The following is a 12776-nucleotide window of genomic DNA, read 5'->3' on the forward strand; positions in this document are numbered from 1 at the left end:
ACTCGGCCGTCGCCGTCGGACGGGGCGCGTCAGCCGTTCGAGCGGCAGCCGCCGGGCGAGCGCTGTGCCCGGGCGGAGGCGTACAGGCAGACGGCCGCGGCGGTGGCCAGGTTGAGGCTCTCCGCGTGCCCGTGGATCGGGACCCGCACGACCTCGTCGGTGAGCGCCCGGGTCTCCTCCGGGAGCCCCCACGCCTCGTTGCCGAACACCCACGCGCCCGGCGCGCCCAGGGTGCCCTCGTCCAGCTCCTGGTCGAGGTCACGCTCCCCCGCGCCGTCCGCGGCGAGCACCCGCACCCCGGCCGCGCGCAGCTGCCCGACCGCCTCCTCGACCGGCACGCCGACCGCCACCGGGAGGTGGAACAGGCTGCCGACGGAGGCCCGGACGGCCTTGGGGTTGTACAGGTCCACCGAGGCGTCGGTCAGCACCACGGCGTCCGCACCGGCCGCGTCGGCGGTGCGCAACACGGTGCCGGCGTTCCCGGGGTCGCGCACGTGGGCGAGGATCGCCACCAGCTTCGGCCGGGCCGCGAGCACCTCGGCGAACGGGGTGTCGATGAAGCGGCAGAGCGCCACGATGCCCTGCGGGGTCACCGTGTCGCAGATGTCGGCGATCACCTCGTCGGTGGCGGTCAGCACCGGCAGCCCCTCGGCCAGGGCGGCCTCCACGATGTCCGCGTGCCGCTCGGCGGCCTCCAGGCCCACGTACACCTCGACCACGGCGTGCTCGGCCGTCCCCGGCAGCTTGCCGAAGGCGATGGCCTCCCGGACGGCCTGCGGGCCCTCGGCCAGGAAGCGGCGCTCCTTGGTGCGCTGGTTCCGCTTGGCGAGCCGACGGGCGGCGACGACGCGCGGCGAGCGCAGGGAGGTGAGCAGGGGGGTCTCGGTGCTCGGCATGGTCTCGTTCTCTGGAGGCGCTGACTCGGGCTGACTCTGGCGGTGCTGAAGGGGGGTGGAACGCAGAACCGGACCCGCAGGAGAGCCTGCGGGTCCGGTCGGAGCTCAACCGATCTCGGAAGATCAGGCGGCGTCGGCGGCAGCCTTCGGGGCGTTCACGTCGGCCGGCAGCGCCTTCCGGGCGACCTCGACCAGGGAGGCGAACGCACCCGGGTCGTTGACAGCCAGGTCGGCCAGCATCTTGCGGTCGATCTCGACGCTGGCGGCCTTCAGGCCCTGCACGAAGCGGTTGTAGGTGATGCCGTTGGCACGGGCCGCAGCGTTGATGCGCTGGATCCACAGCTGACGGAAGTCGCCCTTGCGCTTCTTGCGGTCGTTGAAGTTGTAGACCAGCGAGTGGGTGACCTGCTCCTTGGCCTTGCGGTACAGGCGCGAGCGCTGGCCACGGTAGCCGCTGGCGCGCTCCAGGATGACCCGGCGCTTCTTGTGGGCGTTGACTGCCCGCTTGACGCGTGCCACTTGATTACTCCTTGGGTTGGACCACGGACTACTTCACGTGGTCCGTCATTCGAATGGGTCGGGAAGGATCAGCTGCCCCGCACACGGCTCGCACCGGGCGGGAGGGCGATCACTTGCCGAGAAGCTTCTTGATCTTCTTGGCGTCAGCGGGGGCCATCTCGATCGTCCCGGCCAGCTTGCGGGTCAGCGTCGAGGGCTTGTGCTCCAGGAGGTGGCGGCGGCCGGCGCGCTCGCGCAGCACCTTGCCAGAGCCACTGATCTTGAAGCGCTTGCTGGCGCCACTGTGCGTCTTCTGCTTCGGCATTTCGCCGTATCTCCTCGTCGGTCCCGTTCACGCCCGCGCGGCCTGCGCCACGCGGGCGTGAACTGGATGGATCTGCGGTGACCGGGCGGGTCGCCCCGTCACCGTGGGGGCCGACCCCGGACTGCCGTGAGCCTCTCGGCTCAGGCGCCCTGGGGAGCGGCCGGCTGCTCGACCGGAGCCTCGGCCTCGGGGGCCTCGGCCTCGGCCGGGGCGTCCTGTGCCTCGGTCACGGCGTCCTCACCCGCGGCGGCGGCGTCGGCGTCGGAACCGGTGGTCCGACCCAGCCGCTCGGCCTTGCGGGCGTCCGCGAGGGCGCGAGCCTCGGCCATCGCCTCGGTCTTCTTCTTGTGCGGACCAAGAACCATGATCATGTTCCGGCCGTCCTGCTTCGGCGAGGACTCGACGAAGCCCAGCTCCTGGACGTCGTCGGCGAGCCGCTGCAGCAGACGGAAGCCCAGCTCGGGGCGGGACTGCTCACGACCACGGAACATGATCGTGATCTTGACCTTGTCACCCTGCTTGAGGAACCGGACGACGTGACCCTTCTTGGTGTCGTAGTCGTGCGGGTCGATCTTCGGCCGGAGCTTCATCTCCTTGATGACCGTGTGCGCCTGGTTCTTGCGCGCCTCACGGGCCTTCATGGCCGACTCGTACTTGAACTTGCCGTAGTCCATGAGCTTGCACACCGGCGGCCGGGCGGTCGCCGCGACCTCGACCAGGTCGAGGTCGTACTCCTGCGCGAGCTCCAGCGCCTTGGCAAGCGGCACGATGCCGACCTGCTCGCCGCTGGGACCGACGAGTCGCACCTCCGGGACGCGAATCCGGTCGTTGATGCGGGGCTCGGTGCTGATGGGGCCTCCTCGGTTGCACCTTCTGCGATGCGGCCGTCGGACGGCGGTCGCACGTAGTGGACTCGACCACTGGGCGGGGCTTCATTCGTGCTGCGCTGCCCCGGTGCTGGTTTCGACACCAAGTGCACCGCGACACGAAAAAAGCCCCGCTCGGTACAAGCGGGGCTCCACACAACCGGGGGCGGCGTCCGGTGAGGGACGCTGCGGGCGACTCGACGCCGTGGCGCCCGTCGCGGACCGGACCCGTCGACCGCGAGGCCGATCAGGTGGGAGACTTTCGCGGTTGCCCTCTCGGGCCTCCTGTGGTGGAGCCTCCACTTGCTGGCCAGGTGCCCATGAGGGATCCCGGCCGGTCAGTCTCGAAGCTTACAGCGTCGCGCGGTCGAACGCTATTCCGCCCCGGCGCACCGCCTTCGCGGCGCACTGCCCTCCGAGCGGGTCCGGGGCCCCCTTGTACGCTCCACGTGTACCCACACCGCACGACGGAACGAGCCACCCTTGAGCAGCGAGCCCACCCAGAACCCCGGCGCGGACGACGACGCGATCGGCTTCGACGACCTCACCCGCGACATCGCCGAGGTCCCGGCCGTCGAGGTGATCACGACCGTCGCGGTGCACCTGATGAGCGCCGCCGCGGTCAAGTGCGGTCTGGCCGAGGGCGGCGAGAAGGACAAGGACCTCGACGAGGCCCGCAAGCTGATCACCGCCCTGGCCGGGCTGGTCACCGCCGGTGCCCCGGAGATCAGCAACTTCCACGCCGCCCCGCTGCGGGACGGCCTGCGCTCGCTGCAGCTGGCCTTCCGCGAGGCCTCGCTGGTGCCGGACGCGCCGGGCGCGGGGCCGGGCGAGAAGTTCACCGGGCCGGTCTACAACTGAGCGGTTCCCGACGGGACCACCTACGAGCTCTCGTAGGTGGTCCCGTTCGTCTCCACCGCTCTACCGCCGGTAGAGCGGCTCCCCCGGCAGCTGCGAGCTCGCCGGCAGCACCGCGAGGTCCAGCCCCCGGTCCAGCCGCACCCGCAGCACCGGGTCCCCGGCCACCGCCCGGCCGACCCGCTGCGCGGCCGCCTGCAGCCCCGGCTGGTCCAGCGCCGGGTCGAACACCACCGCGAGCACGCCGTCCGAGTCCTCCGACGGCGCCAGCAGTCCGCTGAGCACCTGCGGCTCGGCCGCCAGCAGCGCCCGGACCGCCTCCCGCACCTCCGGGTCGCGCACCGGCGGCAGGTACGGGCGGTTCTCCGCGAGTGCCCGCAGCCGGGCGCCGCCCAGCAGGAAGGGCACCGGCCCGGCCGGGTCGATCAACAACGTGTCGGCGCGCTCGGAGAAGGCCACCATCGCGGCCTGCGGGGCCGCCGTCGGCGCCGGACGGGCGTCGGCGCGCCAGCGGGTGAGCGACTCCAGCGACGTGAAGGCGGGCAGCGCGCGGCGCCCGTCCGGGGCCTCCAGCACCGGGACGGCCATGTCGCTGCTCTTGTCGTGCTTGTGCCCGTGGTCGTCCACCTCGACCTCGCCGAGGATGGCGACGATCGGGACCATCAGCCGGGTCGGGGTCAGCGCCGCCAGCACCTCCGGCTCTGCCGTACGGTCCTGCGACCAGCGGGCGAGGGCCTCGGTCAGCGCCGGGTCCGCCGTGCCGTCGTCGTCGGAGAAGCCGGGATTCGGGATGCTCTTGCCGACGAACGCCGGGTTGGAGAAGTCTTTGCGGTCCACCCGGCCGACCCTATGCCACCACCGCCCGCCACCCGCATTTCCCCGCACGCCCCCTCGCAGGGCCCGTGCCCCGGATCCCTGCCGGGCCCGACGGAATCCCACGCGCAGGCCCTACCCAGCGGTAGTCCGCTGTGGCAACCTGCGCGCATGGTCATCCTCGTAACCCGCACTCCGGTATCCGACCGGCACCGGTACGACCGGGCCACCGCCCACCTGGACGGGCCGGTGGCCGTGGTGGACCTCGCCGCCTTCGACGCCAACGCCGCCGACCTGGTGCGCCGGGCGGGCGGCAAGCCCATCCGGGTGGCCAGCAAGTCGCTGCGCTGCCGGGCACTGCTGGACCGGGTGCTGGCCGTGGACGGCTTCGCCGGGGTGATGGGCTTCACCCTGGACGAGTCCCTCTGGCTGGCCCGCACCGGTGTGCGCGACGTGTTGCTCGCCTACCCCTCCAGCGACCGGGTCGGCTACGCCGAGCTGACGGCCGACCCGGAGCTGGCCCGCCGGGTCACCGTCGTGCTGGACGACCCGGCCCAGCTGGACCTGATCGACAGGGCCCGCTCCGGCGACGCCGAGGTGCGGGTCTGCCTGGAGCTGGACACCGCGCTGCACCTGCTCGGCGGGCGGGTCCGCGTCGGCGCCCGGCGCTCGCCGCTGCGCACCCCGGAGGAGCTGGGCGCCTTCGCCGAACTCGTCCAGCGGCGCCGGGGTTTCCGGGTGGTCGGTCTGATGGCGTACGAGGGGCACGTAGCCGGGGTGGGCGACCGGGTGCCGGGGCGGCCGGTGCGCTCGCAGCTGATCCGGCTGATGCAGGCGAAGTCCCGGACCGAGCTGGCCGAGCGGCGCGCGGCGGTGGTCCGGCGGCTGCAGCAGGTGGCCGAGCTGGAGTTCGTCAACGGCGGCGGCACCGGCAGCGTGGAGTCCACCGCGGCCGAGCGCGCCGTCACCGAGGTCGCCGCCGGCTCCGGGCTCTACGCGCCGCAGCTCTTCGACAACTACCGCTCCTTCCGGGGCCGTCCGGCCGCGCTGTTCGGCCAGCCGGTGGTGCGCCGCCCCGGTGTCGGGGTGGTGACGGTGCTGGGCGGCGGCTACCCGGCCTCCGGCGCCGCCGGACCGGACCGCTCGCCGGTGCCGTACCTGCCGGCGGGGCTGCACTACGACCCGATGGAGGGCGCGGGCGAGGTGCAGACCCCGCTGATCGGCCCGGCCGCCGACGACCTGCTGATCGGCGACCGGGTCTGGTTCCGGCACGCCAAGGCGGGCGAGCTGTGCGAGCGCTTCGCCGAACTGCACCTGATCGAGGGGGACCGGGTCGTCCGGAGCGTCCCCACCTACCGGGGTGAGGGAAGGACGTTCCTCTGACCGGCCGTCGATCTTGCCGCCCTGGACGACGTTGCCGTGGATTGCCGCCGTGTCGACGATCGACGGCGACCTGAACTTCCGACTCCGACCTTTCGCCGGTCTTAAGCGGGCCCGATGGGACACCTAACCACGGCGTCCCGTCGGGCCTTTGCGCTGCTCGAACGCCTACAGTGCGTCAACATCCGGGCCGCTCCCGGCTATTGCCTTATGGTCCAGACCAATCCTACGCTCTGGCCGGGGGTCCGCGATCCGGGCCGGCGGCCCCCGAGCGGGCAGGCGTGTCCGCTCCCCCACACCCGCCCGGAACGACGGCCGAGGAGTCCCCACCCCATGTCCATCAAGCGAAGTGCCCTGTCCGTCGGCGTGGTCGGCGCCGCGGTCCTCGCGGTGGCCGCGACCACCGCCGGCACCGCCGGCGCCCACGGCACCATGACCGGCCCGGTCAGCCGGGTCGCCGCCTGCTACGCCGAGGGCCCCGAGCACCCGGTGTCCCAGGTCTGCAAGGACCTCGTCGCCGCAGGCGGCACCCAGCCGTTGTACGACTGGAACGAGGTCAACATCGCCAACGCCAACGGCAACCACCAGGCGCTGATCCCGGACGGCCGGCTCTGCTCGGCCAACCGCGACAAGTACGCGGCCCTGGACTGGCCGCGCACCGACTGGCCGGCCACCCCGGTCAGCCCGGGCAGGTTCACCTTCCGGTTCCGCACCACCGCGCCGCACGTGGGCACCCAGACCGTCTACATCACCAGGCCGGGCTACGACCCCGCCAAGCCGCTGAAGTGGTCCGACCTCGACCCGACCCCGGTCGCCCAGGCGCAGGTCGACCGCACCGCCGTCAACGGGTACTACACCTACTCGGGCACCCTGCCGCAGCGCACCGGCCGCCAGCTGCTCTACACGATCTGGCAGCGCAGCGACAGCCCGGAGGCGTTCTACAGCTGCTCCGACGTCGACTTCGGCACGTCCGGCACCGCCGCCGGTGCCCCGGCCCTCTCCTCGCTCGCCGCCCCGGCCGCGCCCGGCGACGCCCAGATCGCCGCCGACGCGTCCAGGTCGACGGTCGCCCACCACGGCCACGGCGGGGATCCGAACGCCCCGGCCGGGCAGCCGCTCCCGACCAGTTCCGCGGCCGTGGCCGGCACTTCCGCCACCGGTCCGCTGCTGCTCGCCGGTGCCGCCGCGCTCGGCGTCGGCTGGGCCGGCATGGTGCTCCGGCGCCGTCGCGTCGAGGCTGTTCGACGCGACTCCTGACGCCGGACGACGCGGGGCCGGGCCGGCCCACCCCCGTCCGGTCCGGCTCCCGCGGCTCTCACGCCCGAACGAACGGCGACGGCCCACCTGGAGGGGATTCCCTCCCGGGTGGGCCGTCGCGGTGTGAGGAGCGGGTGGCTCAGGTGGTCTCGGTACCGGAGCCGTCGGGGCTGCTGCCACCGGAACCGGAACCGCCGCCGGAACCGCCGCCGGAGCCCGGCATGCCCGGGAGGCCCGGGATCTTGCCCTTGAAGTCGGCGATGCCCTTGACGATGGTGTCCATCACCCCGACGTCCGGTGCCTTGTCGGCGATGTCGAAGCCGAAGTGCACCGAGATCAGGTTCTTGCCGTCGCGGGACGGGAAGACCACGGTCTCCACGTAGCCGTTGTTGCCCTTGGCCGCGTCGACCTTCCAGCGGACCAGGTAGCCGTCCTGGCCGTTGACCTTCACGGCCTCGGACTTGAGCTCCTGGTGCCCGGTGATGTCGCCGTAGGCGTCCTTCGCGGCCTTGTCGATGTCGGCCTTCGCCGCCGCCTGGGCGTCCGTGCCGCCGCCGTCGATCCGGCCGGTGTTCACCCCGCCGAGGGTGCACTTGTCGGAGCCGTCCGGGCACTTGTAGTCGCCGACGGTCAGCGCGGCGTAGCCGTCGTCGGTGGTGCCCGCCTGCCAGCCGGAGGGGACGGGCAGCGTGAGGCCGTTCACCATGTCGATCGCCTTGTCGGCGCCCGGCCTGGCTTTGCCGCTGCCCTTCCCGCCGCCGTTCCCGTTCCCGCCGCCCTTGCCGCTGCCGCCGCCCTTGCCGCCGAGGCCGGGGAAGCCGAACAGCCCGTCGCCGCCGTCGTTGGGCGCCGGCTGGGGACGGGCGGCGCTGCGCTGCGAGCCGCCGTGCTTCCCGTCCATCGCCAGGTAGGTGATCCCCGAACCGGCGCCCAGGCCCAGCAGGGCGGCCACGGCGGTGGCCACGACCAGCCGGGAGGGCTTGCGCCAGGCCTTGCGCGGCGGCCGGCCGGGCGCGCCGTACGCGGTGCCGAAGGGCGGGGGCTCCGGGTAGCGGACCGTCGGCCCGCTGTCCAGGACCTCGCCCTCCAGCACCCTGGGCTGCTCCGCCGTCTCCGGCCCCGGGACCGCGGCGGCCGGGGGCTCCGACTGCGGGGCGTCCGAGGGTGCGGGCCGGGTGTCGGCCGTCCAGCCCTTGCCGTCCCACCAGCGCTGCGGTCTCGGGTCGCCGGTGTTCTTCGGGTCCGGGTACCACCCGGCGGGGATCTGCTCACTCACAGCAAAGAATCTAAAGGTAGCCGGATAAACGCGAAATCAGCGCAACCGGGGATTCCGCGGGTTTTCGATGAGATTACGGTGAGAAGCCACCGACGGCCCGGTACGGCCACCGGTGGCAGCCCACCCGCCGACCGCCTACAGCGGGGTGACGTACGCCCCGGAGATGCCGCCGTCCACCAGGAACTCGCTCGCGGTGATGAACGAGGAGTCGTCGCTCGCCAGGAAGGCCACCGCGGCGGCGATCTCCTCGGCCCTGGCGAACCGGCCGAGCGGGATGTGCACCAGCCGGCGGGCCGCCCGCTCCGGGTCCTCGGCCAACAGCTCGCGCAGCAGCGGGGTGTCCACCGGCCCGGGCGACAGCGCGTTCACCCGGATCCCCTCCCGGGCGAACTGCACGCCCAGCTCGCGGGACATCGCCAGCACCCCGCCCTTGGAGGCGGTGTACGAGATCTGCGAGGTGGCCGCGCCCATCCGGGCCACGAAGCTGGCGGTGTTGATGATCGAGCCGCGCCCGTGCCGGCGCATGTACGGCAGCGCGGCCTTGCAGCACAGGTAGACCGAGGTCAGGTTGACCTCCTGGACCCTGCGCCAGGCGTCCAGGCCGGTGGTCAGGATCGAGTCGTCCTCCGGCGGCGAGACGCCCGCGTTGTTGAAGGCGACGTCCACGCTGCCGTAGGTCTCGTACGCCTCGTCGAACATCGCCTCGACCATGTACGGGTCGGTGACGTCGGTGTGCACGAACAGCCCGCCGACCTCCTTGGCGGCCGCCCGCCCGGTCTCCTCGTCCAGGTCCGCACAGACCACCTTGGCGCCCTCGGAGGCGAGTCGGCGGGCGGCCGCCAGGCCGATCCCGCTGCCCGCGCCGGTGACCACGGCGGTGCGGCCGACCAGGCGGCGGCAGAGGACGTCGCCGTCACTCGTCGAACCGGCGCTCATCGGACTGTCACTCCTCGCTGTGGATGAAGACGTTCTCGGTCCAGTGAAGTGGCGCAGCGAGGAATGCGGGTCGGGCTGCCCGGCGAGTCGGCCATGCCTCACATCCGTTCGAAGGATCGGTAGCGCTCCCAGTCGGTGACGGCCCCGTCGTAGGCGGCCTGCTCGACCCGGGCCATGTTCAGGTAGTGCTCGACCACGTCGTCGCCGAAGGCCGTCCGGGCCAGCTCGCTCTGCCCCCACAACTCGGCGGCCTCGCGCAGCGATCCGGGCACCCGGGGGTACTCCTCCACCGCGTAGGCGTTGCCCAGGCAGGGCGCGGGCAGATCGAGCTTGCGCTGCAGGCCGTGCAGGCCGGCCGCGATCATCCCGGCCACCGCGAGGTACGGGTTGACGTCACCGCCGGGCACCCGGTTCTCCATCCGCAGGCCCGGGCCGTGGCCGACCACCCGGTAGGCGCAGGTGCGGTTGTCCCGGCCCCAGGCGACGGCCGTCGGGGCGAAGGAGCCGGGGCGGTAGCGCTTGTAGGAGTTGATGTTCGGCGCGTACAGCAGGCTGAACTCGCGCAGTGCGACGAGCTGCCCGGCCAGGAAGTGGCGCATGGTGTCGGTCATCCGGCCGTCCCGGTCGGCGAAGGCGGGTGCGCCGACGGCGTCGCGCAGCGACAGGTGGATGTGGCAGCTGTTGCCCTCGCGCTCGTCGTACTTGGCCATGAAGGTGAGGGCGCAGCCCTGTTGGGCGGCGATCTCCTTGGCGCCGGTCTTGTAGACGCTGTGCTGGTCGCAGGTGGTGAGGGCGTCGGCGTAGCGGAAGGCGATCTCGTGCTGGCCGAGGTTGCACTCGCCCTTGGCGGACTCGACGGCCAGCCCGGCGCCGGCCATCTCGTTGCGGATCCGGGACAGCAGCGGTTCGACCCGGGCCGTGCCGAGCATCGAGTAGTCGACGTTGTAGAGGTTGGCCGGGGTCAGGCCGCGGTAACCGCCCAGCCAGGCCTGCTCGTAGGTGTCGCGGAAGACCAGGAACTCCAGTTCGGTGCCGATGTCCGCGGCCAGGCCGTACTCGGCGAGCCGGGCGATCTGACGGCGCAGCAGTTGGCGCGGGGCGGCGTCCACCGGGTGGCCGCCGTGCCGGGCCAGGTCGGCGGTGACCTGGGCGGTGCCGGGCTGCCAGGGGGTCAGCCGCAGGGTGCCGAGGTCGGGGCGCATCGCGAAGTCGCCGTAGCCGGTGGCCCAGGAGGAGAAGGCGTAGCCGTCCACGGTGTTGAGGTCCACGTCCACGGCCAGCAGGTAGTCGCAGGCCTCGGCGCCGTTCTCCGCCACCTCGTCGAGGAAGAAGCGGGCGGCGAACCGTTTCCCCTGCAGGCGCCCCTGCATGTCGGTGAAGGCGAGCGCGACGGTGTGCACCTCGCCCGCGTCCACCAGGATGCGCAGCTCGTCCAGGGTCAGTGGCGGCCGGGGCCGCGATCCCGCGGCGGCGTTCTCGGGCATGCCGGAACCCTCCTCGTCGATCACTCTTCGAGATCAAGCGGTCACAGCGAACCGTACGGCCTGCGGCTTGCGGGGCGGAAGAGGGCGGACGGGTGTGGCGCGCCGACGCGCGTGATTGACGGGGTACCGGACGGTGCGGGTGGAGAATGCCCGCCATGGATCGCAGGCCTTTCATCGGTGTCAGCACCTACCTGGTCGACGCGAGTTGGAGCGACTGGCGGGGCCGTCGCGTCGCCCTGGTGCCGGAACGGTACACCGCGTACGTGCAGGCGTCCGGCGGCATCGCCGTCCTGCTGCCGCCGGACGCCCCCGAGCGCGCGCCCGAGGTGCTCGCCCGGCTCGACGCCCTCGTCATCGCCGGCGGGCCGGACCTCGACCCGGCTTACTACGGGGAGCCGGCCCACCCGTTGACCGACATCGCCTCGCCGGAGCGGGACGTCTGGGAGGTCGCCCTGCTGCGCGGCGCCCTGGCGGCGGGCATGCCCGTGCTGGGCATCTGCCGGGGGATGCAGGTTCTGAACGTGGTGTGCGGGGGGACGCTGGTGCAGCACCTGCCGGACGTCGTGGAGGTCGACGTCCACGGCGGTTCGCCGGGCTGCTACGGCGCCCACCTGGTGCGGCCGGTGCCCGGGACGCTGGTGGGCGGGCTGCTCCCGGAGAGCGAGCTGGAGGTGCCGACCTTCCACCACCAGGCGGTCGGCCGGCTCGGCGCGGGCCTGCGGGTGAGCGCCCTCGCCCCGGACGGGACGGTGGAGGCCGTCGAGGGGCCGGGGTTCACGGTGGGGGTGCAGTGGCACCCGGAACAGGGCGACGACCTGCGGGTGATGCGGGCCCTCGTCCGGGCTGCCACCGCTTCGGCGCTGGACGCGGTGCCGCTGGACGCTGCGGCGCTGGACGCGGTGGCGCTCGGCTGAGCGGGAAGCAAGCGGGAACTGAGCGGGAACTGAGCGGCAACGACAACGGTCACCAGTACAGCCTTTGGATCTTTGTCGATTCTGCGGTTCACTTCGAGTGCGGGGCGATCGCGCCGCCGACTCCCACCCGTGCGCCCAGAGAGGACTTCGATGGCCGGGCACGAGCACTCCCATGACGATCATGTACATGACCATCAGAACGGGCCCCGCCACAGCCACGACCAGGGGCGCGGGCACGGGCACGGAGGGCACGGGGGCCACTCGCACGGCGTCGCCGCCGACGCCGACCGCCGCTGGCTGGTCAGCGCCCTCGCCCTGATCGTCGTCTTCATGGCCGGCGAGGTCGTGGTCGGCTTCGCCGCCCGCTCGCTGGCCCTGATCTCCGACGCGGCGCACATGCTCACCGACGCCGCCTCGATCGTGCTCGCCCTGGTCGCCATGCGGCTCGCCGCCCGCCCGGCCCGCGGCGGCTACACGTACGGGCTCAAGCGCGCCGAGATCCTCTCCGCGCAGGCCAACGGCGTGACGCTGCTGGTGCTGTCGGCCTGGCTGGGCTACGAGGCGATCACCCGGCTGATCGAGCCGCCCGAGGTCACCGGCTCGCTGGTGCTGGCCACCGCGCTGATCGGGATCGTGGTCAACCTCGCCGCCGCCTGGTGCATGTCGAAGGCCAACCGCAGCTCGCTGAACGTCGAGGGTGCCTTCCAGCACGTGCTCACCGACCTGTACGCCTTCATCGCCACCGCCGTGGCCGGTGTGGTCATGCTGACCACCGGCTTCGTCCGGGCCGACGCCATCGCCTCGCTGATCGTGGTCGCGCTGATGCTCAAGGCGGGCGTCGGGCTGGTCCGGGACTCCGGGCGGATCTTCCTGGAGGCCGCCCCCGCCGGGATCGACCCGGACGCGGTGGCCGACCGGCTGGTCGCCGAGCCGCTGGTCGAGGAGATCCACGACCTGCACATCTGGGAGATCACCTCCAACCAGCCGGCCTTGTCCGCGCACATCCTGGTCACCCCCGGCGGCGACTGCCACGCCGTCCGGCGGGAACTGCAGCGCCGGCTGGCCGCGGAGTACGGCATCACTCACAGCACCCTCCAGGTCGACCACGTCGGCGAGGACGAGGCGGGCGCGCTGCTGCAGATCGCCGGCCCCGGCGAGCCCCCGGCCGAGCACTGCGCCGACGCCCACGGCCCGGTGCACCGCGCCGGACCGCACGAGCACTGAGAACCGGGTCTTCGTCAGCGCGGTGCGGCATGATCTGAGGCGTGACCGC

Annotated in this window: 13 protein-coding genes; 5 read left to right on the plus strand and 8 right to left on the minus strand. The window is 72.8% G+C overall.

Annotated elements, in window-relative coordinates; all coding sequences use genetic code 11:
* Positions 1–29: 29 nt before the first annotated feature.
* The 4 genes from ACFV1W_RS18330 to infC form a co-directional block, all read right to left on the minus strand.
* Positions 30–896, minus strand: coding sequence for an RNA methyltransferase (locus ACFV1W_RS18330; RefSeq protein ID WP_030286229.1), 867 nt, complete (start codon positions 894–896; stop codon positions 30–32).
* A 123-nt stretch (positions 897–1019) separates the two neighbouring features.
* A complete protein-coding gene (rplT, locus tag ACFV1W_RS18335) occupies positions 1020–1415 on the minus strand; it encodes a 50S ribosomal protein L20 (protein ID WP_355669891.1) in 396 nt (131 codons plus the stop codon).
* 109 nt (positions 1416–1524) lie between these two features.
* Positions 1525–1719 (minus strand): 50S ribosomal protein L35, encoded by a 195-nt coding sequence (rpmI, locus tag ACFV1W_RS18340; protein ID WP_153460093.1) that lies wholly within the window; start codon positions 1717–1719, stop codon positions 1525–1527.
* Between the two features lie 140 nt (positions 1720–1859).
* Entirely contained in the window at positions 1860–2570 is a 711-nt protein-coding gene (infC, locus tag ACFV1W_RS18345; protein ID WP_380417810.1) for a translation initiation factor IF-3, read from the minus strand.
* 498 nt (positions 2571–3068) lie between these two features.
* On the opposite strand from infC, the gene ACFV1W_RS18350 reads away from it, so the two are divergent.
* Positions 3069–3446, plus strand: a complete 378-nt coding sequence (locus ACFV1W_RS18350; protein WP_380417724.1) for a DUF1844 domain-containing protein — start codon at positions 3069–3071, stop codon at positions 3444–3446.
* Between the two features lie 60 nt (positions 3447–3506).
* Here ACFV1W_RS18350 and ACFV1W_RS18355 read toward each other — a convergent pair whose 3' ends face one another.
* Positions 3507–4280: an SseB family protein gene (locus tag ACFV1W_RS18355; protein ID WP_380417726.1), complete on the minus strand. Its 774-nt coding sequence runs from the start codon at positions 4278–4280 to the stop codon at positions 3507–3509.
* Between the two features lie 147 nt (positions 4281–4427).
* On the opposite strand from ACFV1W_RS18355, the gene ACFV1W_RS18360 reads away from it, so the two are divergent.
* A complete protein-coding gene (locus tag ACFV1W_RS18360; protein WP_380417728.1) occupies positions 4428–5639 on the plus strand; it encodes an amino acid deaminase/aldolase in 1212 nt (403 codons plus the stop codon).
* Between the two features lie 330 nt (positions 5640–5969).
* On the plus strand, positions 5970–6893 hold the full coding sequence (locus ACFV1W_RS18365; RefSeq protein ID WP_380417730.1) for a lytic polysaccharide monooxygenase: 924 nt from the start codon (positions 5970–5972) through the stop codon (positions 6891–6893).
* A gap of 139 nt (positions 6894–7032) precedes the next feature.
* Here ACFV1W_RS18365 and ACFV1W_RS18370 read toward each other — a convergent pair whose 3' ends face one another.
* From ACFV1W_RS18370 to ACFV1W_RS18380, 3 genes are all read right to left on the minus strand, one after another.
* A complete protein-coding gene (locus ACFV1W_RS18370) occupies positions 7033–8169 on the minus strand; it encodes a DUF2510 domain-containing protein (RefSeq protein WP_380417731.1) in 1137 nt (378 codons plus the stop codon).
* Between the two features lie 135 nt (positions 8170–8304).
* Positions 8305–9105: a 3-oxoacyl-ACP reductase gene (locus ACFV1W_RS18375; RefSeq protein WP_380417733.1), complete on the minus strand. Its 801-nt coding sequence runs from the start codon at positions 9103–9105 to the stop codon at positions 8305–8307.
* 98 nt (positions 9106–9203) lie between these two features.
* Positions 9204–10589 carry a glutamine synthetase family protein gene (locus tag ACFV1W_RS18380; protein ID WP_380417735.1) on the minus strand — a complete coding sequence of 462 codons (1386 nt, stop codon included), beginning with the start codon at positions 10587–10589 and terminating at the stop codon, positions 9204–9206.
* A gap of 155 nt (positions 10590–10744) precedes the next feature.
* Here ACFV1W_RS18380 and ACFV1W_RS18385 point away from each other — a divergent pair, with 155 nt between their 5' ends.
* Together ACFV1W_RS18385 and ACFV1W_RS18390 are read left to right on the plus strand one after the other, a co-directional pair.
* A complete protein-coding gene (locus ACFV1W_RS18385; RefSeq protein WP_380417737.1) occupies positions 10745–11503 on the plus strand; it encodes a gamma-glutamyl-gamma-aminobutyrate hydrolase family protein in 759 nt (252 codons plus the stop codon).
* A gap of 150 nt (positions 11504–11653) precedes the next feature.
* Positions 11654–12727 carry a cation diffusion facilitator family transporter gene (locus tag ACFV1W_RS18390; RefSeq protein WP_380417739.1) on the plus strand — a complete coding sequence of 358 codons (1074 nt, stop codon included), beginning with the start codon at positions 11654–11656 and terminating at the stop codon, positions 12725–12727.
* Positions 12728–12776: the final 49 nt, after the last annotated feature.

Origin of the sequence: Kitasatospora sp. NPDC059648, from assembly GCF_042734825.1 — a bacterium.
In the GTDB taxonomy this organism is placed as follows: Bacteria; Actinomycetota; Actinomycetes; order Streptomycetales; family Streptomycetaceae; genus Kitasatospora.

What these genes read in the sequence shown, in the direction of transcription:
- ACFV1W_RS18380 (WP_380417735.1), bottom strand. Translation starts at nt 10,589, where the DNA reads ATGCCCGAGAACGCCGCCGCGGGATCGCGGCCCCGGCCGCCACTGACC.
- rpmI (WP_153460093.1), bottom strand. Translation starts at nt 1,719, where the DNA reads ATGCCGAAGCAGAAGACGCACAGTGGCGCCAGCAAGCGCTTCAAGATC.
- ACFV1W_RS18330 (WP_030286229.1), bottom strand. Translation starts at nt 896, where the DNA reads ATGCCGAGCACCGAGACCCCCCTGCTCACCTCCCTGCGCTCGCCGCGC.
- ACFV1W_RS18365 (WP_380417730.1), top strand. Translation starts at nt 5,970, where the DNA reads ATGTCCATCAAGCGAAGTGCCCTGTCCGTCGGCGTGGTCGGCGCCGCG.
- ACFV1W_RS18360 (WP_380417728.1), top strand. Translation starts at nt 4,428, where the DNA reads ATGGTCATCCTCGTAACCCGCACTCCGGTATCCGACCGGCACCGGTAC.
- ACFV1W_RS18385 (WP_380417737.1), top strand. Translation starts at nt 10,745, where the DNA reads ATGGATCGCAGGCCTTTCATCGGTGTCAGCACCTACCTGGTCGACGCG.
- ACFV1W_RS18375 (WP_380417733.1), bottom strand. Translation starts at nt 9,105, where the DNA reads ATGAGCGCCGGTTCGACGAGTGACGGCGACGTCCTCTGCCGCCGCCTG.
- ACFV1W_RS18390 (WP_380417739.1), top strand. Translation starts at nt 11,654, where the DNA reads ATGGCCGGGCACGAGCACTCCCATGACGATCATGTACATGACCATCAG.